The organism is Halobaculum halobium (assembly GCF_030127145.1).
GTDB lineage: Archaea > Halobacteriota > Halobacteria > Halobacteriales > Haloferacaceae > Halobaculum > Halobaculum halobium.
On the sequence record NZ_CP126158.1, the window covers coordinates 1,995,367 to 2,015,563 of the forward strand.

Genomic DNA, 20,197 nt, shown 5'->3' on the forward strand with positions numbered 1-20,197 from the left:
CCTGATAAGGCACTGATATCCGCGGTATGAGCAGTCGATCCGTTCGCCTGCGTGGTTCCGAATGAAGCGGCGGAAGCGTATTGCTGTCCTCCTGATGGCCGCCGCAGTAGTCACGGCGGGTATCCCGTTAACCGGTGCGTTCACGAGCGTCTCCGCGGAACGTTCCGTCTCTGTGGCGGTCGCGGACGACGACGAGGCGTTCCTGTCGTTGGAACCGTCGGACGGCTCCAACGGTGTGTACGCGGCACAAACTGACGGAACGCTGGAGCTCCGGTTCGACGGAACTGGGACACTCGCGTCGGGCCTCAATCCGGACGCAACGACGTATGTTGATGGCGTGTTCGTAGTCACGAACCGTGGAACGAACGACGTGACTCTCACGATCGACGACCCGGCTGAGGGGCTCGCGTTCTATGCGACGTACAATGGGACACAGCACCGACTCGACGGTCCCGACGCAGAGGGTGTCCCTGTCGGGGTCGGCGAGACAGCGAACGTCTCGATCGAACTTGACACGTCGAACGAGAGTGCGATCGAGGCTGTCGACGAGATCACGATCGCCGCGAACGCGTCAGCCGACGTCGGGGAAGGCGGATCGGATGACGGCGACACGGATCCAGGTGGAGGTGCGGACGAAGATACGCCGCAGACGCGAGTCTCTGGGGATGAACTTCGTCTGACCGGTTCGGCGACAGCCGGCCAGTCACTGACCCTCGATCTTAGTCAGCTCTCCGACACCGACCAAGACGATATCCGAGTCGACTCGCTTGAGATCAACTATACCAACGAGACGATAATCGAGACGACTGTTGACGCCGTCGACGGATCGAACACCAACTCGTCGACGGATCGGACCGCACCGGGTAACCGCACCGCTCCTACAAATGCCTCGGTGCTCACCTATCTGAACGTTTCCCACCCCGAGACCGCTGACGACTCGATAGGCGACGCGACGTTCCAGTTCGTGCTTCCACACGGGCCACAGCGGACGCCGACGGCCGTCGACCTCCTCCGGTATAACGAGCAGAACGACACGTGGGAGACGACGTCGACACGGATCTCGTTCGTCGCGAACACCAGCGATGGATACGTCTACGAGGCACGAACGGAGTCACTCTCGTTGTTTGCTGTCGTGGAGGTGATCCGTGGGGAGGTGATCGAAATCGACGGAACGGCACAGCCGGTCGACGCGGCGCTCATAACGGATCCAAGTGCCTCCTTCCCGACGACTGCGTATGACACGTACCACGACGAGGCGTTCAACGCCAGCTACTGGAACGCCGAGGCGACGAGTGATGCAGACGACGCGGCCGCGGTGATCCGCGAGAGACTCCGGATCGATCTGAAGCAGGCGGCGAAGGACAGTGTAATCTCGAAAATCGTCTCGTACGCCGACGGTGTGCTCAAGACTGCCATCGGGTTCAGCGGTATTGGCACGCTGCTAACGGTGCTTGATATCACGCTATCCTCGAGCGAGTTTGTCGGGTCGCTCGGTCCGGCGATTCAAAAGCAGGCAGTCGCCATCCACGTTGATCCGGGAGAGCAGTCGCACGATGAACTCCGAGCGAACCTCCGTGCCCTTGAGGAGAACTCCGCGGCTCTGAAGAACGCGACCGCCGAGGGCGACACGGCCGAACGCCGTGCGTTGCTCCGAGAGCGCGAGACGCTCCTCCGTGAGACGTATCAGCTGCTGCCCCGGTACACGAACGATGTCCACGAGGACGTCGTCGGGAACGCCGCAGGCATGGAGGACCCACAGTCGTACAAGCTGATCCGCTCGAATACGGAATCGCTGCGCGTCCTGTTGAAAGAGGACTACAGGGAGACGACGAAACAGCTGTACGGTGCGCCGAAGCGCTCACTCGCGTACGACACGTCGATGCCGACGCACGGCTGGGTCGCCTTCGGGAACGCGGAGGTGTACGACACGATGGACCACGGCAACGACTACGTCGTGGTGGCGGTTGACGCAAGCCAGGCAGTCGAGGCTGATGCCGACGTGAGCATCTCGGTTACGGGTGCGGACGCATCCGAACTGGATACCGCGCTCGTCTCCGACCGACCGGACGATCCGCGGACGGTCACCGGGCGCTCGCTCGGGCCCGACGGCACTGCAGTCGTTGATGACCCCGAAGAGACGATGTACCTGGTCGTTCGTCCAGGCGGGACGAGCGGTCCTGTCCGTATCCAGGCCGACGCAGGGTCGACACCTATTCGAATGTCGGTCGCAGAGCGGGCCGGCCCGGACATCCAGCGACCACACGCCGACCTCGTGTCCGGTCCCGATCCGGTGACGCTGCGTGACGGCGACGTCGTCTATCCGACGAACGACTCGGACACGGACCTTGTGTGGCGCCTGTGGGACGACAAGACCGAGACAACTGCGATCGATTACCGACTTCGCGTCGATGACGGTGACGGCTTCGACACGTGGACCGCGTGGCAGGGCGCGCCCGCTGACGGTCGCGTCAGTCCGGACCTGACGTACGACGACGGACTTACGCGCGTCCAGTTGCAGGTCCGCGACGGCGCCGGTCGTACGACCGTCCGCAACGCGGACGTGGTCATGACCGCGGGGGTGCCTCAGACTGCGCTTGCGGCGCCCGACGCCGCCAACCCCGAATCGGGCGAGGTGTTCGTCCGGGTGCTCCCCGAGCGGCGAATGGAACGTATCGACGTCCAGTATCGTCCGGTCGGCAACGACACATGGCGTGATCTGCGGACGGTGACCGACACCGCGGGCTTCGAGAGCGTGATGGCTCCGCCCGAGGGCAAGGTCGTGATACGCGCCCGCGCGGCGAACCTTGCGGGCGAGACGGGCGAGTGGGCCACCGAGAAGCTCACGTACGACCCCACTGACCCGCCCGATACGACGCCTCCGGAGGTCGATCTTGAGCAGGCGCCCGACCGTCGTCTGACCCTCGTCGACGGCGAGCGCGTCGAACGGCGCGTCGTCTCCGCGGAGACGGCGACGGTTCGGTGGTCGGCCACCGACGACGAGACGCTTGTTTCCGACCTCGAGTACCGTGTCCGGGTTGATAATGAGTCGTGGTCCGAGTGGAGGACGTCCAGTGGAGAGTGGTTCGGTGCTGATCCGACCGTCTCGACTGACGGGACAACAGTTCACATAGAGGTACGTGACGCCGCGGGCAACGTTGCGAGACGGTCGGTGTCGATACTACGTGACACATCCGACCCGACCGTCGACGTGACTGCAACGAGCGACATCACCGGTGCGGTCGTGAACCCGAGCGCCGATGAGCCGCTCGAGTCAGTCCAGCTTCAGTACCGTCCCGCTGGCGAGACAGAGTGGCGCGAGTGGGACACGATCGGGTCGACAGATACCACCGCAGTCGACCTTGATTCGATCGGCAGCTTCGAACTGCGCGCTCGTGGCGTCGACACCGCGGGCAACGTCGGCCCGTGGACGGAGCCCGTCGCGTTCGACAGTCTCCCAGCCGAGCGGTCAGACTCGATCTCGGACGGATCGCGGTCAGTGGCTGGTGGGAACACTACCGAGTACGACTACCCGAACGCCTCCAAGGTCGGAGCGGATGCCGCACGCGGGTATCTCATGTACAACGCGCTCGTCGACGAGATCGACGGAGAGCTCCTGCTCGACGTATACATGGTGTCTCGCGACGGCAATGAGGTTCCCATCTCGTCGATCGAGTTGACTGAGGAGCGTAACCAGACGGTCGTCGCCGATCTTCCCGGTAACCTCACCGACGCCGACCGCCTCAGAGTTGAAGTCAGCGGCAACGGAACGGTCGTCCTCTCGAGTCTCCGTGCGATCGGCTCGGAGCCAACGGTCCCGCCAGTGTCGGCATCGCCGATGAACGCCACGGTCGGGCAGACCGTGATCGTGTCGACCGACGGAGAGGTGGACGAGGAGTACATTCAGGCGTACGAGTGGGATCTCAACGGCGACGACGAGTTCGAGCGGACAACCGACGCGCCGACGACTGACGTCGCGTACGACGACTCCGGCACTCGAACGATCACGCTCCGCGTCACGGACGTGTTCGGCGCCAGCGCGAGCGAGACGGCGACGGTCCGCGTGAACGCACCGCCGCGCGCCGAGGTGACGGGCGAAAGAACGGTGCTGACCGGCGAACTGGCGACACTCAACGCTGGCGACAGCGTCGATCCCGACGGCGAAGTTGAGTCGGTCGCATGGGACACCGACGGCGACGGGACGACAGAGGCGACTGGCTGGACCACCCCAGTCTCGTACGCAGATGACGGTGAGTACCCAGTGTCGGTGACAGTGACCGACGACGACGGGGATCAGGACACCACGACGACGAACGTTACGGTCCGCAACCGGCCACCGACCGCTAATGCGGCGGCCAATCAAACGACTCCACTCGTCGGCGAGTCAGTTGCCTTCGACGCGACTGGAAGTTCTGATCCAGACGGCCAGGTTACCACCTCCGAGTGGGACGTTGACGGCGACGGAACGTTTGAGCGGACGGGCGAGACCATCGCGACATCGTTCACCGAGCCTGGAAACCGAACCGTCACTGTGCGCGTGACTGACGACGACGGGGTGACCGACGAGACGACGGTCACTGTCCATGTCAACGCCCCGCCGGAGGCGGCGCTGAACGCCACATCACCGGTCTATACCGACGAAGAGGTCGATCTCGATGCGACCGAGAGCGCCGATCCGGACGGCACGATCGTCGGCTACGGCTGGACAGTTGATGGACCTACCCCAGCACCTGATGGTGGCGCGAGCGGGACGGTGACCTTCAGTGACGACGGGGAATACCCGGTGTCGGTGATTGTCACGGACGACGATGGGGCCAGTGACACTGTGATGGCGAACGTGACAGTGTTGAATCGACCGCCGAACGTCAAAGGAACAGTTACGACTGATGTACCGGTCGTCGGCGAGTCGGTCGCCTTTGATGCGTCCGAGAGCAGCGATCCGGACGGGACAGTCGTTGCCTCCGAGTGGGACGTCGACGGTGACGGTACCGCTGAGAAGAACGGCTCGACTGTCTCTGCCGCCTACGAGGCGTACGGAACGAAGACTGCGACGGTCGCCGTGACTGATGACGACGGCGCGACAAACGAAACGACCGTCAGCTTCTACGTGAACGCGCCGCCTGAGCCCGCGATCGACGCCGATACTCCCGTCTACACGGACGAACCGATCACGCTCGATGCCGGTGACAGTATCGATCCCGACGGCGACGTCGTCGCCTACCTGTGGGACACCGACGCCGACGGGGCAGTCGACGCGAACGGTCAGACCACGTCGGTCTCGTACCCCGACGACGGTACCTACGAGGTCACACTGACCGTCGAGGACAACAACGGCACCACCCGAACAGCGACGGGGAACGTGACGGTGCTGAACCGACCGCCCCAGGCGGTCGCGGCGGCCAATGAGAGTGACCCGACCGTTAGATCGGTCATGCGCTTCGACGCCGCAGACAGCGTCGATCCTGACGGCGAGGTCGAGGCTTACGAGTGGGACCTCGACGGTGATGGTTCGTTCGAACGAATGGGTGAGGCCGTCACGACGTCGTTCGCCGAGTCCGGCAACCAGACTGTCACCGTCCGCGTGACCGACGACGACGGTGCGACGAACCGGACGAACGTAACCGTGGATGTGAACGCGCCGCCCGAGCCGGCGGTGGATCTCCCCTCCTCGGTGCTGACCGGCGAGGAACTCACGCTGAACGCCAGCGAGAGCGCCGACCCCGACGGCGAGATAGTTGCGTACGAATGGGATCTCGGCGGGACTGCGGTCCAGACCGGCGAGACCGTCTCCCGAGAGTACGCCGACGACGGCACCTACGCGGTCACACTCACCGTCACGGACGACGACGGTGCGAGCGCGTCGCTCACGCGCAACGTGACCGTCGAGAACCGGCCGCCGGAGCTGTGGCTCACCCGTGTTTCGCCCGACACGACACCGGTTGAAACGTACGAGACCGTGGAGTACACCGTCGACGCGCTCGACGACGACGGGACCGCGGGGAACACCTCGATCACGTTCACGTCGCCGACGAACCGCACGCGGACCGTCCTCGCCGACGGGACTACCACCGTCCGATTCAACGAGAGCGGCAACTGGACGGTCGTGGCGACGGTCTTCGACGACGACGGCGCGACGACGACTGTGAACCGGACGCTACCGGTGAACGCGCCGCCGGACGCGGGGATCGACGCGCGCACGGAGGTCGTCGCAGGCGAGTCGGTGACGCTGTCGGCCGACGCGGTCGACACTGACGGTACCGTCCGAGAGTACACGTGGCTCGTCGGCAACGACAGCTATACTGGGCAGAACGTGACGGTCACACTGTCCGAGGCGGGCGACGTTCGTGTTGATCTCTTCGTTGAGGACGACGACGGCGCTGTGACCGAGGTGAACCGAACGATCGAGGTCGAACCGGCCTACGATCTCTCCCTCGAGGTCGAACCGCTCTTCGGGGGACGGGTGCTCTCCGCCAGTTCGTATCCGGACTACCGCTACGACGACGAGAACGTCTCCTTCGAGTGGGATCTCGACGGCGACGGACGCTTCGAGACCGCCGGTGGATATGTCCACGACCGGATCGTCAACGAGTCGGGAACCTACGAGGTCGCAGTCCGCGTGAGCGGGCCGGAGATCCCGACGACCACGGAGACGGAGACAGTGTCCGTCGACTCGGTCGACACGAACGTGACGATCGACTGGCGGCGCGACGTCGGTATCGGCGAGACGGTCACCGTGACTAACGACCGGGTGATCGTCTCCGGCGGTGAGGAGCAAGCTCCCGAAGGCGAGGACGAGGGTGGATCGACGATCCGTGCGCTCTCGCGGTCGAACGGCTCGACCATCTGGGAGGCGACGCTCCCGTTCGGCGCATACGAGACGATCGTTCGCGACGGAGCAGTGTACGCCGTGGGCGAGGGCGTCGCGCGGGTGGACGTCGACACCGGCGCCGTCGACTGGACGTGGAGCGGCGATGGCTATGTCGACGCGACGGTCGCCGGGGAGTCAGTGTACGTCACCGACGACCGGAGGGCGGTGGCACTGGCTATCGACGACGGACTTGAGCGGTGGAACCGTACCGCGGACGCCCCGGTCTACGAGCAGGTCGTCGGTGCGGACGTGATCGCGACGTACGGGCAGACGTACAACGAGACGTCGAACCGCCTGGTCTCGTCGCTCGTCGTCCGCGACCGTGACACCGGGACGATTCTCTGGTCGCTGACCCGCGAGGGGGCGCCCTCGCTCGCGGGCGTCGTCGACGGTCGTGTCCTCGTCTCGACGGACGGTAACCTCACCGCGCGCGACGCCGGGGACGGCGAGGAGCTGTGGACGCGCCGACTCCCCGACGCCGCCGAGTATTCGTACATTTCGGACGTTCGGATCGAGGGGGACACGATCTACGCGATGGCCGAACAGTACCCGAACCGGTCGGTGACCGCACTACGCTCGAACGGCACTCGGGTGTGGTCGACGCGGGTCCGCGACGACGCCGAGTTCCGCGTCGGCCCGGAGCACGTCGTCGTCGCGGCCGAGGGAGGCGTCACCGCCTACGACCGGACCGACGGCTCGGTCGTGTGGAACCGTAGCCTGTCGATCGACTATCCCAACGTCGTCCGGATCGTTGACGGTCGAGTCCTCGTTGAGTCCGACGGGATCGGAACGGTCCTTGACGCAGAGACCGGCGAGACCCGGTGGCGTGGCGCGACCGACTACGCCCTTTACGGCGCCGGCTATCGCGACGGGACGCTGTACGTCGGCACCGGTGCGGGCGTGTACGCCGTCTCCGTCGAGGACGATCGGTAGACGACCGTCGCCTTACCGGGCTCGCACCGCCGACCGTTCCCGAATCGCCCGACGGGATCGTGTCGTTCCGCTCCGATCTGATTCGATCGATTCGAACGCCCGATTCGGATTCCCCGTCCGGTATGCTTTTCGAGCGCGCGGCCGGTGTATCGTGTATGGCGTATACACTCGACCACGTGATGATGCGGATCGAGGACGAGGAGGAGTCCCTCGACTGGTACACCGAGCACCTCGATTACGAGATCAAAGGCGAGATGGAAGGCGGCGACTTCACGAACTACTACCTCGGGCCCGAGGACGTGCACGAGGACGGCGCGCTGCTGGAGCTCACCTACAACCACGGCGACCACACCTACGAGATGGGCGACGCGTGGGGCCACATCGCCGTCCGCGTCGAGGACGTGGAGGAGGCGTACTACGAGCTGATGGACGAGGGCGTCGAGGACTACCGCCCGCCCGAGGAGAACCCCGGCTACGCGTTCGTCAAGGACCCCGACGGTCACGAGATCGAGATCGTCGAGCGCGACCACGGCGCCCGCTGGTCGATCGACCACACGATGATCCGCGTCGAGGACGCCACCGAGGCGCTCGGCTACTGGACGCGCACCTTCGAGTACGAACACACCGGCCGCTGGGAGGCCGACACGTTCGCGAACTACTTCATGAAGCCCGAGGACGCCGCCGAGGAGGCGATGGCTGTGGAGCTGACGTACAACTACGACGGCCGCGAGTACACGATGGGCGACGCGTGGGGGCACCTGTGTGTTCGCGTGGATGACCTAGAGGAAGACTGGGAGACGGTGCTGATGCGGGAGTCGGCTGAGTATCGTGATCCGGAGTCGTGTGGGTACAGCTATGCGTTCACGACGGACTCAGACGGACATGAGATTGAGTTGTTAGAGCGGTAAGCCGACAACATCTTTAATACAGGAATCGAAATATGATTGATAGTACGTGATTGGCGAACCTAGCCCCTCGGATCTGGCTCTGCTGTGACGTACTTTTAAGGACGTACCCTTGAATTTTGATCACCTTGCTCCCGTCGTATCTAACCCTTTATAGGAGTAAATATGGTTATCATATCTGATTTGTACAGGGTTACAGGTAAGTACACCTTCAGAATATCGGGAGATAGCTCCGGAAAGAGAGCGTACAACAACACAATGTTTGAGTTTATCACCGACGAGGAAAAGCGCGGGCAGGTTGGTATTGGGACGCTCATCGTGTTCATCGCGATGGTACTCGTAGCAGCGATCGCCGCTGGCGTCCTGATCAACACTGCTGGCTTCCTCCAGAGTAAGTCGCAAGAAACGGGTCAACAGAGTAGTAAGCAAGTTAGCGACCGTGTGCAAGAGGTTGCAACCGTCGGGAAGGTGACCGGCTCTCCCGAGAAAGTCAGTATCGTGAACGTCACAGTTACCCAGGCCCCCGGAGCTGGTGAGATTGACGTCCATAACGCGACCGTCACCTGGATCGGTCCCAGCGGGACGTACCAATTAATCGCGAACAGTACTGGGACATTCGATAAGCTGGGTTCTGGCCTTCAGGGGAAGGAGTTCGGCTACCAGCCTGTCAAGGATTCTGACGGTAGCTCGAATGTCCTGAACGATCCGGACGACCGCCTCAACCTCGTGTTCGACGTAGACACGTTTGCAAATGATCTCACCGAGGGCTCGGAGGTCACGATCAAGATCAACACGATGGCCGGCGCGACAACGAGTATCCGCTTCACTGTTCCCGAGTCGCTTGGGAACAAGGAAGCCGTCGAGCTGTAACGCCACGAAATCATCATTTTGGGGACGATTGGAACCAACCTGAGCGGGTCTTACGGTTCACGAAGGGTTGGTTTCAATTGGTCCCCGATATTCAGTCTGAAGCGCTTTCACGCTCTACTGTTTCGGTACGTAACCTCTATCTGTGAATATCAAGTAAGATATTTTCTGCAGTGCGTTATAGTAGTAGTTCTACACAATCCCCAATTGACCCGCAACGACCGCGTGGTCAATCAAGCATGTTTGAGTTCATCACAGATGAGGAAGAGCGCGGGCAGGTTGGTATTGGGACGCTCATCGTGTTCATTGCGATGGTGCTGGTGGCAGCGATCGCTGCCGGTGTCCTGATCAACACTGCCGGCTTCCTCCAAAGCAAATCACAAGAAACGGGTCAACAGTCAACCAAACAGGTCAGCAACCGACTGCAAGAGGTTGTGACTGTTGGACAAGTGAGTGACAATGGTGTCACTGATGTTAACGTGACAGTCACACAGGCTCCGGGCGCCGGCGAGATTGATTTGTCCAATGCGACGATCAATTGGATCGGTCCTTCGGGGACTGAAACGCTTACGCACAAGAGCGCAGGTCAAACTGACTGGGTCTTCACAACAACTGCAGTGAAAAATAGCGACGGTACTACGGATAGCACTGTCCTGAATGATGCTGACGACCGGTTCAATATTAATTTCAATCTTAGTACATCGACTGGGATTAGTAACGGACCGGGACTACTGCAGGAAGGTCAGTCTGTGACGATCAAGATCAACACCATGGCGGGTGCGACTACGACTATCCGCTTTACCGTGCCTGAGTCGCTCGGTAAGAAGGACGCTGTGGAACTGTAACAATGTTCGAGTTCATTACAGATGAGGAAGAGCGTGGGCAGGTTGGTATCGGGACGCTCATCGTGTTCATCGCGATGGTGCTCGTGGCTGCGATCGCGGCTGGCGTTCTCATCAACACCGCTGGCTTCCTCCAAAGTAAGTCACAGGAAACAGGTCAACAGTCGACCAAACAGGTCAGCGACCGCCTGCAGGAGGTCACAACTGTCGGTAATGTCACACAGAACGGTGGCGAAGACGTCATTGGTGCCGTAAATGTGACAGTGACACAATCTCCTGGTGCAGGTGAGATCGATCTCCAGAATACGACGATAACCTGGATCGGTCCAGAAGGGACGTTCACTCTCATCCATGAAGATGCGTCAGGGAATGTCGACAGTAAGTTCGGTACATCGATAATCAAGAACGCTGACGGAGACTCCACAAGTACAGTGTTGAACGATCCTGACGATCGATTCACCATTGACTTTGATCTCTCCGATACAAGCGAACAGCCGAACTTCCTCCACGAGGGTGATGAAGTGACAATCAAGATCAATACGATGGCAGGAGCGACGACGACGATCCGCTTCACTGTGCCCGAGTCGCTTGGGCAAAGCCAAGGCGTCGAGTTGTAGGCCATCGGAGCAATTGATTTTTGCTGCGGAATAGCATGAGCCCACAGCTTGGGTAGAAGATGTTATATGCGAGTTGTGTATAGGCCCATTTGGGCCTGCTCGGCCCATGAATTCGAACAGTGGTGGTTCTCCCACCACTCTTCTAACCCTACTTGAGTGACAACCATCGGATAGCTGTACATTCTCACGAATATCGAAGTTGATTCTCTGTGGGGAATGCTCTAATAGCATCTTGTTTTCCGATAAGATAGCTCCGGATAGGGAGCCAATCACAACACAATGTTCGAGTTTATCACCGATGAGGAAGAGCGCGGGCAGGTTGGTATTGGGACGCTCATCGTGTTCATCGCGATGGTGCTGGTGGCAGCGATCGCTGCCGGTGTCCTGATCAACACTGCTGGCTTCCTCCAAAGTAAGTCACAGGAAACGGGTCAACAGAGTAGTAAGCAAGTTAGTAATCGTCTACAGGAGGTCGTCACGACCGGAACAGTCAACACGACCGATAATACAGTTAAGAGCGTCAACGTGACGGTAACGCAGGCACCCGGTGCCGGCGAGATCGATCTCTCGAACGCGACGATCAACTGGATCGGCCCACAGGGAACTGAGACCCTGACTCACTCCAGTTCCAGCGAGGCTGGCTGGGAGTTCAACACCCACCAGGTGAAGAACACCGACGACTCGACCACGGTCCTCAACGACGCCGACGATCGATTTAATATCGAATTCCCACTGAGAGACAACGGATTCGGTGACACGGATGCACCGAACAACCTCAACGAGGGCGACGAGGTTACGATCAAGATCAACACGATGTCCGGTGCGACGACAACTATCCGCTTTACTGTGCCCGAATCGCTCGGGGGTAAGGAAGCAGTCGAACTATAATTCGAATATTCCTGCGGACGACTTTTCGGACTCCGCATTCAGAACCGAAAGAGACCGCTGAACCGTCACTACGTGATCTCATAGTTTCGAATCAATTAAGTCAACGTGCTGACCTAATCACGACGTGAACGAGAAGCGCCTCGTCGTCGCGCTGTTCGGGCTCGCGGTCGCAGTCGTCATCGGGGCGCTCGCGTACCGCTTCATCGCGGCGTTCACCGTCTCGGTGTTCCTCTACTATTCGACGCGACGCTATCACCGGTTCCTGGCGCGGTTCCGGCTCCCGCCGCGGGTGCGGGCGGGGGTCGTGCTCGCGTCGCTGGCGATCCCGTTGATCTTGCTCATCAGCTACGCGGGCGTCCTGCTCGTCGTCGAGGCGCGGCAGTTCGTCGCCGACACCGCGTTGGTGAGCGCGGCGGCATCGAACATCGCGTGGTTCGCCGCGATCGAGCGCATCCCGGAGTTCACCGTGCAGGGGATCTACGAGGCGTATCGCTCGGGCGACCTGGAGCCGTTCGTCGAGTTCGCGACTGATAACGCCGCGTTCCTCACGACGGTCGTTTCGGAGTTCGTGCTCAATCTCTTCGTCGTCACCATCGTCACCTACTACCTCCTCGTCGACGGCGATCGAATCAGCGACTGGTTGCTTCGGTTCGACGACGACGCCATCATCCGCGAGTACCTGGAGGCCGTCGACCGCGAACTAGAGGCGGTCCTGTTCGGCAACCTCCTGAACGTCGTCGCCATCTCGCTCATCGCGATTGCAACGTTCAGCGCGTACAACGCGCTCGTCCCCGCAGGCGTTCGCGTGCCGTACCCCGCCCTTGCCGGCGCACTCACCGGGGTCGCGAGCCTGGTTCCGATCGTCGGGATGAAGATCGTGTACCTCCCCGTCACCGCGGCGATGGCGGTCCCGCCGCTGCTCGACGGGTCGATCGGGGAGTTCGGGTACGTCCTCGCGTTTCTCGTCGTCGCGGTCGTCGTCGTCGACACGGTCCCGGATCTGGTGTTGCGGCCGCTGTTGAGCGGCGACGAGACCCACGTCGGCCTGCTGATGCTGGCGTACACGCTCGGCCCGGTCGTGCTCGGGTTCTACGGGCTGTTCTTCGCACCGATCGTGCTCGTGATCGGGCTGACATTCGCGAACACCGCTCTCCCGCGGCTGCTCGGGGCCGACGACGCCCAGACGACGCTATCGGCGTCCGACGACGCCGAGGGCGACCGCGAGCGCGACGATGATTCGGGACCTCGCGTGGATGAAGGTGCCGGCACAGATGTCGACGAGGGTGCCGGTGTCGATCCCGACCCGACCAGGTAGCCGCCATGAACGACTGTCGCCGGGGTGGGCATGCGGGCTACCGAAGAACAAGACACTTGGTACGCTCGCGTGCAGTTCCGGGCGATGGTCCCCTCCAAACCTACCCGACGACGAACCCTCCTCGGCGCCGCCGGGGCGCTCGCGGCGCTCGCGGGCTGCAGCGGAAGCGACAGCAGCGGTGACCGCGTGACGCCGACCGAGCCTGCACGCGAACCGTTCGACCCTGAGTCGGTGCCCCCGCACCGGCGCCTCCGTGGGACGATTGACGGGCCGCTGGTGTGGCTGCCCGACGAGACGCAAACTGAGACGAACGGGGAGCCGCGCCGTCGCCGGCCCACGTTCCTCACGTCCGGCGACCAGGTCGACCGCCTCCAATTTGCCGACGTCGAGGGCGTCGAGACCGCCCGAACGTTCCTCGAGGAAACGGCGTTCGACTCGGCAACGATCTTCCTCGAACGGTTTCCCGTTCGGCGCTGCTACGAGCTCCAGTTGTGCGACGTGTCGTGGTCGGCGACGGACATCGATACGCAGTTCGGCCGGGTGCTTCGCGACGCGGACGTCGCCTGCGAGCCCGACGCCCGCGATTCGACGGCGTGGCTCGTCCGCATCCCCGAGGCGCTCGACACCGACCAGATCACGAGCTACGGCTCGGGCGTGAGCGGGAACTCGTGTGGCGAGCGGCGCCATCCGCCCGAGCGCGAGCAACCGATCACCGCCGACGCGGTCCCGGCGCCGAACGCGACCGCGGAGGGCGACGATGCGTGAGTCGACCGGGCGGACACGTCGTGGGATCCTCGCGGGCGCGGGTGCGGCCGTCACCGCGTCGCTCGCGGGCTGTTCGGGGCTCCCGTTCGGCGACGACGAGCCGACAGTCACGGGCGAACAGCTCTCTGCGGTCCTCGACGAGGAGGCGCCGGCGATCCCCGACCGACTCCCGGTCGGGATGGGGCGATCGTACCTCGACGAGGTCGCGAGCGAACTGGAGTCGGCGCTGGCGTCGGTTCCAGCGCCGTTCGACGCCGCGCAGATTCCCAACGGCGCGATCCGGGACCAACTCAACCACGAGTCGGAGACCGCTCGCGAGACGCTCGCCGGGGCGGGCGAGGAGCCGGCACCCTGGGAACGCGCCGGCAGCCTCCGCCGTGCCCGACAGGAGATGGGGTTCGTGGTCGGCGGTTGGACGGCGATCGACGACGACCGGACGATCCCCGACGTACGGGAAGATGGGGAGGTCATTCGCGGCGAACTCGACACGTTTCGTCGCCGATGGGCGTACCTCGGCACGGACACGATCGAGGCCGTCGTCGTCAACTCCGCGATCGCGGGGCTCGTTCGGGCGTGCATCGGAGACCTGAACCATGTGCTGTCAGTGCGCGAGCGTGACTCGACGACCGTGCTCGATGTCGCCGAAGCCGACGAGCGGTTGGCGTCCGCCCGCGGGGAGCTCCGGGACGCGGCCCACCTCCTCGATCGCCTCCGCGAACGCGACGGGGTTCGGGATCGTCGGGACGCGCTCGCGGCCGCGGCCGACGCGCTGGTCGACCGCGTGGACGAGCGTCGCCCCGCGGCCGGGTTCGATGAGGGCGTGTTCACTGCCGAAGCCGACCGGGAAGCGACGCCCGCCGAGCGGGCGCTGCGCGACCTCCGCGACGACATCCGCCGCGGCGACATCGGAGAGACACGGGACGCCGGCGCGTTCCCGCAGGCGATCGTCGAGGCACACAACGCGCTCGCGACGATCGGCGCCGTCGAGACGCTCCGGGCGCGGATCGACGCCGGGGAGGCGATCAACCCCGCGTCGGTCGAGGACGTCGACACGATCCGTACTCGCGCCCGAGAGGCGCTCGTCGCGGTCCACGCCGACGGAGCGTACCCGCGGCTCGACCGGCTTCAGACGCATCGCCTCGCGGCTGTATTGGGGTACGTCGACGACGAACTGTCGCACTTCGACGCCGACGACGAGTTCGCGCTCTCGCGGCTGAACTGGGAGCTGCGCGATTACGTCCGGATCGAGGCGGTCGCGCGGTCTGTCGGCGACGCCAGCGCCGCGGTGGCGCGGGCGCTGGAACGCGAGTGACTGTGATCTCGTGGGCAGGCCGTTCGGGGTGTATCTAAGGAGTGCAGCGAGGTCCGTATCGCGATAATAATCACCCAAATAATGGTCTTCTACGACCGGGTCGACGAGTTTGCGGCGCTCGAAGAGGCGTTTGAGTCGCCAGGTCACGACTGCTTCGTCGTGTACGGGCGCCGGGCTCGTCTAACGATAAGGGCTCCGCAGCCGACGTGAGATTCCAGTAGCAAATCAGTATGCCATTATAGCCGGACGGTCCTCTCTTTGAGTGTGGACCGTTCGCTCGTCGTCGCGCTCGTCATCGGTGCACTCCAAGGGATTTTCGAGTGGCTCCCTATCTCCAGTGAGGGGAATATCACGATCGCGCTCTCTGCCTTGGGTCGCCCACCCGAGACAGCTGTCGCGTTCGCATTGTTTCTCCATCTGGGAACCGCGCTCTCTGCGACCGTCTACTACCGTGAGGAACTTCGTGGACTGATTGCGTTGTTGCCACGGTGGCGTCCGGGTCGCGCATTTGAGGGTGAACAAGCAGTCGTCACGTTTCTCGCGATCGGGACGCTCGTCTCGGGTGTTGTGGGTATCGCCGCCTACGCGACGCTTGAGGAGGTCGTCCCAGCGCTCACTGGCGGTGCAGTGGTCGTTGCGATTGGCGTACTGTTGGTGCTGACCGGCGTGTTTCAGCGGGTCTCTTCACGGCTGGATGTAGATGAGCGGAGCGATCCGGATGCGATTGACGCTGTTCTCGTGGGGATCGCACAAGGACTCGCTATCCTTCCGGGGATTTCTCGGTCGGGGATGACGACTGGAACGCTCCTGTTGCGGGGGCATGACGCGCCCGATTCATTCCGGTACTCGTTCGTACTATCGATTCCGGCAGCTGTCGGCGGGGGACTACTCGCGTATCTCGATACAGGATTGGGTGGGGTGACTCCCACTGCGGCGCTCGTTTCGCTTGCGGCAGCGTGTGTCGTCGGGTATGCCACAATCGACGTGCTCATTCGTATCGTTGAGCGCGTTTCCTTCTGGGCGGTGTGTGTTGGATTGGGGGGGTTGGCGATGGCTGGTGGGCTCTTAGTGGTGTGATCTTCCTGTCGGAGTCGTCTGATTATTAGTTCTGATTAGTGTGGAGTTAGAGGTAAGTACTCCTTCGGAATATCGGGAGATAGCTCCGGAGAGGGAGCGGACAACAACACAATGTTCGAGTTTATCACCGACGAGGAAGAGCGCGGGCAAGTTGGTATTGGGACGCTCATCGTGTTCATCGCGATGGTACTCGTAGCAGCGATCGCCGCTGGTGTCCTCATCAACACTGCTGGCTTCCTCCAGAGTAAGTCGCAAGAAACGGGTCAACAGAGTAGTAAGCAAGTTAGCAACCGCCTGCAGGAAGTTGCAACCGTCGGGAACGTGACCGGCTCTCCCGAGAAGGTAGACTTCGTGAACGTAACGGTGACGCAGGCACCTGGTGCTGGTGAGATCGACCTCCAGAACGCAACTGTCACCTGGATCGGACCAAAGGGAACGTACCAGCTGACGCACGGTGCGAACTTCACCGCCGGTGAAGTGGTGCCGGCGGATACCAAGGAGTTCGGTCACAAGGTGACGAAAGACACGGACAACTCCGCACCGGTGCTGAACGACGCTGACGATAGACTTCAGATGGTCTTCGATGTCAGTACGTTCACCAGCGATCTGGGTGAGGGCAATGAAGTGACGATCAAGATCAACACGATGGCTGGTGCCACCACAAGTATCCGGTTTAGTGTGCCCGAAGCGCTCGGGAACAAGGAAGCGGTCGAGCTGTAACGTCGCTGCACCCTTTTTCGATCAGCTATTTTAATACAGTAATAGCTTCTGAGCTATCCGATAGTTAGCTCCACAAAAGCGGTCCGTGAGGACTGCTCCAATGTTTGAGTTCACTGAGTCCGGATAGGGCTCAGCACGCTATATTCGTGTTCTCCCTGGGCTAAGTGTATCGACCAGGTACCAGCATGTGTGGTTGTCTGGAAGAGAACTCACTTCAGTGCGTCCGCATTCAGATTCGCTGGATCCGCACGTAGCGCACGCGGCGCTCAATGTAGAACCAAATCCCGACGAGGATGCTTCCGAGCATATTCGCAAGCAGATCGCCCCAGCCGAAGTAGCGATTCGGGAGCGTTCCCTGGATCAGTTCGATTCCAGCTCCGACCGCGAACGCGCCCCCAATGACGATGGCCGCACGAACAGCCGGGCGGTCGCGGTATCGAACGGTCGCGTACGCCAGCGTGAGTGCGAGGCCCGCATATGCAGCGAAGTGTAGGTGTTTGTCCCAGAAGGGGGTCTGTGCAGGTGCCGACGGTGGTGCAGTGAATAACGAAAAGTACCCGATGACGCCGAGCACACTCGCAACTCCGAGGTACCGGACCCACCGCGGGAGGAGTGGGAACCTGATTCGATTCATGAGCCTGTATTCTCTGTGATTGTCGTTCCGTTGTTGACCACTGATTCGTTAACAGCGACTGTTCCATTTGGAACGCTGTACTTCCCGGGTTGTGCCACACGCAGTGTATATGCGCCGTTCGGATTGGCTGTCGTCTGTCTCGTGTAGGTGAACGATGCGCCCTCGACCTCGACAGTTGTCTCGGCGGTCACAGTCGCATTCGGCGTTGCAGTTCCACGGATGACCGCACCGGGAACGAGTGTGAATACCTTGTACTGCTCGTCGCTGCTAACGTACTGCAGTCGGTAGTGGGCGAGGCCGTCTGTTCCGTTGGCACCGGAGCCATGCTCGCGGTACAGACGCGTACCCAGTTGAGAGTCGTTCCCGACAACGTTGGGTGTGACGACCACGTATCCAGCACGATTGTTGAGGCGATTGTACCAACCGCCCCCATCAGTTGCCGAAACGAATGACCCGTAGTTCGCTCGTGCGTATCCGTAGGATCGGGACTCGCCACTCACGAAGTAGTTGTAGTGGCGATTATCCGGCCAGAAGCTGAACACGTAGTTCTGTGGATATTCGTTGTTATGTTCTGCTGCGTGGTCACTCATCCACGACGTCGTCTGGAACTGTTCTTGGGTGTGGACGATTTGTGAACTCTTGAGCGGTACTTGGGCGGCACCGAACGCACCAAGCAGGATGAATAACGCGCCGACCGCGAAGACGGTCTGTCGATCCGGTGTGCCGATATCACGGACTGGGTCGCCACCGAAGGGAGTCGGTGGTCTGGCGACATCGACACGCTCGGCGAGGTGGACGAACGCGAGGCCACCGAAGATGCCGAGGAACGGCCCGAGTTGGCCGACAAAGCGGATTTGCACCGCCGCAAGCGCGAGGAAGTACCACGTGTAGATGACGGGGACCAGCCATTTGCTGTCGTTGCGTACCCGGTAGGTCGCCCACAGGAGGTACGGGACGCCGACGAACAGGAGCAACCCAATGAGCAGGAGCCACCCACCTGATTCACCGAACAGCCCTGTCGTCTCGGCGATCGAGTCTGTACGGAACAGGCGGGAATTGAGGCTCTGCTCTATGCGGGCCCACAGGTCTGGTGCGAGTCTGGTGAATGCGATGGTGCCGCCGATTGCGCCGATGACTGTGACTCCAGCGAGGCCTGTCGTTGGGAGGTCAAAGCGGTGTGTAAGGGTGCCGGCGAGGACGACCCCGACGCCGCCGGCCGCTAGGAGTGCTGGCGAGATGACGACGAGCGTCGTGTGCCAGTCGAAGGAGGTGTGAGCGATCCAGACGAGCCCCGCTCCAAGCGCACTCGCGATGATGAGCGGTCCGCCGCTTCGCAGCGGGTCGCGGTCGGTGTAGACCGCGACGACGGCGTCCGCGGCGATGAGGAGACCGAGCGGAACGAGGAGGAGCGGGCCGGCGTCCCACGCGAGCGTCTGTGCGGCGACGCCGACAGTGACTGCCGCCATTGCGGCGACCGTTCGCAGTGAGGTGAGTGGTCGTGCATCGATCGCATCGCGCACAATCACTGTTGCACCGAGTGCAGTGAGCAGCAGCCAAATATAGTCGAATGCGTGGTGGTCGGCGAATCCGAGGCTCGTGCGAAGGCCGTGGCCAGCAACGGTGCCCATGAACACGACGGCTGCGATCCCGATGCGGCGATCGTCGGTGACCTCAACGGTCAGGCCGTACACGAACACGCCGGTAATGAGCGCAGAGACGACGGGATACCACGCAAAGACCTGCCCGGTGACGGCTTTGGTCCCACCAAGGATGGAACTGACCAGCCATAGCGTGGCAACGAGGAGCGGCTCACCCTTTGCGATCCCACCTGGAACGGTGGTGAGTGTGGTGTCGGGATTGGTGAGCATGCGCTCGACCCAGTACCGGTAGAAGTAGGGATCGTTCGCAGTGAGGACGACCTCTCCTTGGAAGACAGTCGAGAACGTCGTGATGCGGAGCAGGACCACAACTGCTAACGCTCCAGCAAGTCCTGTGAGAACGCGCGTGTTCGGGAGGGAGGGAAGCGAGAGGTCGAATTCTGCGGTGTGGCTGTCGGCCTGTTCGGAGACCTCACCAGTGAGTGCCTGTCGTGTGGCCTCGCGATCCGCGACGACGTAGCCGTCGTCGGTCTTCGTGACGACGCCGCGTGAGACTAATTCGCCGAAGGCACCCGAGTCGACGTCAACGTCTTCGAACGTCCAGGGGTCGTTGGGTTCGAGGACGGCGGTGATTGCGGGTTCGAGATCAGGCCGCTCGTCCAGGAGGTCCCTGATGTCGCGAGCGGTTACCATAGCGCCAGTCTGTGTCACTCGGGTAAAGAAGCCGTCGTCTCCAGTACGTGCGAGTACGCCACGGGACCGGTGACCGAACCTGTTTTGAGTAGTCGATATATGAAACTTAGAAGATTGCGTAGAACTATCTCCATCAACGCTTAGAAACATCTCTACTCAGCAATAT

The 20,197-nt window shown here is 62.0% G+C and carries 14 protein-coding genes; 12 read left to right on the top strand and 2 right to left on the bottom strand.

Annotated features, from left to right (window positions below):
* Positions 1–61 precede the first annotated feature (61 nt).
* The 12 genes from P0Y41_RS10460 to P0Y41_RS10515 all read left to right on the top strand — a co-directional run bounded on the left by P0Y41_RS10460 (position 62) and on the right by P0Y41_RS10515 (position 17,106).
* Positions 62–7,798 (top strand): PKD domain-containing protein, encoded by a 7,737-nt coding sequence (locus P0Y41_RS10460; RefSeq protein WP_284061287.1) that lies wholly within the window; start codon positions 62–64, stop codon positions 7,796–7,798.
* 155 nt (positions 7,799–7,953) lie between these two features.
* Complete coding sequence (locus P0Y41_RS10465; RefSeq protein WP_284061288.1) at positions 7,954–8,706, top strand: VOC family protein; 753 nt, start codon at positions 7,954–7,956, stop codon at positions 8,704–8,706.
* Positions 8,707–8,961: 255 nt separating this feature from the next.
* Complete coding sequence (locus P0Y41_RS10470; protein WP_284063401.1) at positions 8,962–9,573, top strand: flagellin; 612 nt, start codon at positions 8,962–8,964, stop codon at positions 9,571–9,573.
* 236 nt (positions 9,574–9,809) lie between these two features.
* Positions 9,810–10,415 (top strand): flagellin, encoded by a 606-nt coding sequence (locus tag P0Y41_RS10475; RefSeq protein ID WP_284061289.1) that lies wholly within the window; start codon positions 9,810–9,812, stop codon positions 10,413–10,415.
* Between the two features lie 2 nt (positions 10,416–10,417).
* The gene (locus P0Y41_RS10480; protein WP_284061290.1) at positions 10,418–11,029 is read left to right on the top strand and encodes a flagellin; all 612 of its coding nucleotides are present in this window, start codon (positions 10,418–10,420) and stop codon (positions 11,027–11,029) included.
* 279 nt (positions 11,030–11,308) lie between these two features.
* Positions 11,309–11,917, top strand: a complete 609-nt coding sequence (locus P0Y41_RS10485) for a flagellin (RefSeq protein WP_284061291.1) — start codon at positions 11,309–11,311, stop codon at positions 11,915–11,917.
* A 124-nt stretch (positions 11,918–12,041) separates the two neighbouring features.
* Positions 12,042–13,232, top strand: a complete 1,191-nt coding sequence (locus tag P0Y41_RS10490; RefSeq protein WP_284061292.1) for an AI-2E family transporter — start codon at positions 12,042–12,044, stop codon at positions 13,230–13,232.
* 30 nt (positions 13,233–13,262) lie between these two features.
* Positions 13,263–13,997, top strand: a complete 735-nt coding sequence (locus P0Y41_RS10495) for a hypothetical protein (protein ID WP_284061293.1) — start codon at positions 13,263–13,265, stop codon at positions 13,995–13,997.
* Positions 13,990–15,309, top strand: a complete 1,320-nt coding sequence (locus P0Y41_RS10500; protein ID WP_284061294.1) for a hypothetical protein — start codon at positions 13,990–13,992, stop codon at positions 15,307–15,309. The genes P0Y41_RS10495 and P0Y41_RS10500 overlap by 8 nt, the downstream gene beginning before the upstream one ends.
* 81 nt (positions 15,310–15,390) lie before the next feature.
* On the top strand, positions 15,391–15,519 hold the full coding sequence (locus P0Y41_RS10505) for a hypothetical protein (RefSeq protein WP_284061295.1): 129 nt from the start codon (positions 15,391–15,393) through the stop codon (positions 15,517–15,519).
* A 54-nt stretch (positions 15,520–15,573) separates the two neighbouring features.
* Entirely contained in the window at positions 15,574–16,386 is an 813-nt protein-coding gene (locus tag P0Y41_RS10510) for an undecaprenyl-diphosphate phosphatase (RefSeq protein WP_284061296.1), read from the top strand.
* A 111-nt stretch (positions 16,387–16,497) separates the two neighbouring features.
* The gene (locus P0Y41_RS10515) at positions 16,498–17,106 is read left to right on the top strand and encodes a flagellin (protein WP_284061297.1); all 609 of its coding nucleotides are present in this window, start codon (positions 16,498–16,500) and stop codon (positions 17,104–17,106) included.
* A gap of 229 nt (positions 17,107–17,335) precedes the next feature.
* On the opposite strand, the gene P0Y41_RS10520 is transcribed toward P0Y41_RS10515, so the two are convergent.
* A complete protein-coding gene (locus P0Y41_RS10520; RefSeq protein ID WP_284061298.1) occupies positions 17,336–17,680 on the bottom strand; it encodes a VanZ family protein in 345 nt (114 codons plus the stop codon).
* Positions 17,681–17,736: 56 nt separating this feature from the next.
* Positions 17,737–20,031: an STT3 domain-containing protein gene (locus P0Y41_RS10525; RefSeq protein ID WP_284061299.1), complete on the bottom strand. Its 2,295-nt coding sequence runs from the start codon at positions 20,029–20,031 to the stop codon at positions 17,737–17,739.
* Positions 20,032–20,197: the final 166 nt, after the last annotated feature.

What these genes read in the sequence shown, in the direction of transcription:
- P0Y41_RS10460 (WP_284061287.1), top strand. Translation starts at nt 62, where the DNA reads ATGAAGCGGCGGAAGCGTATTGCTGTCCTCCTGATGGCCGCCGCAGTA.
- P0Y41_RS10465 (WP_284061288.1), top strand. Translation starts at nt 7,954, where the DNA reads ATGGCGTATACACTCGACCACGTGATGATGCGGATCGAGGACGAGGAG.
- P0Y41_RS10470 (WP_284063401.1), top strand. Translation starts at nt 8,962, where the DNA reads ATGTTTGAGTTTATCACCGACGAGGAAAAGCGCGGGCAGGTTGGTATT.
- P0Y41_RS10475 (WP_284061289.1), top strand. Translation starts at nt 9,810, where the DNA reads ATGTTTGAGTTCATCACAGATGAGGAAGAGCGCGGGCAGGTTGGTATT.
- P0Y41_RS10480 (WP_284061290.1), top strand. Translation starts at nt 10,418, where the DNA reads ATGTTCGAGTTCATTACAGATGAGGAAGAGCGTGGGCAGGTTGGTATC.
- P0Y41_RS10485 (WP_284061291.1), top strand. Translation starts at nt 11,309, where the DNA reads ATGTTCGAGTTTATCACCGATGAGGAAGAGCGCGGGCAGGTTGGTATT.
- P0Y41_RS10495 (WP_284061293.1), top strand. Translation starts at nt 13,263, where the DNA reads ATGCGGGCTACCGAAGAACAAGACACTTGGTACGCTCGCGTGCAGTTC.
- P0Y41_RS10500 (WP_284061294.1), top strand. Translation starts at nt 13,990, where the DNA reads ATGCGTGAGTCGACCGGGCGGACACGTCGTGGGATCCTCGCGGGCGCG.
- P0Y41_RS10505 (WP_284061295.1), top strand. Translation starts at nt 15,391, where the DNA reads ATGGTCTTCTACGACCGGGTCGACGAGTTTGCGGCGCTCGAAGAGGCG.
- P0Y41_RS10515 (WP_284061297.1), top strand. Translation starts at nt 16,498, where the DNA reads ATGTTCGAGTTTATCACCGACGAGGAAGAGCGCGGGCAAGTTGGTATT.
- P0Y41_RS10525 (WP_284061299.1), bottom strand. Translation starts at nt 20,031, where the DNA reads ATGGTAACCGCTCGCGACATCAGGGACCTCCTGGACGAGCGGCCTGAT.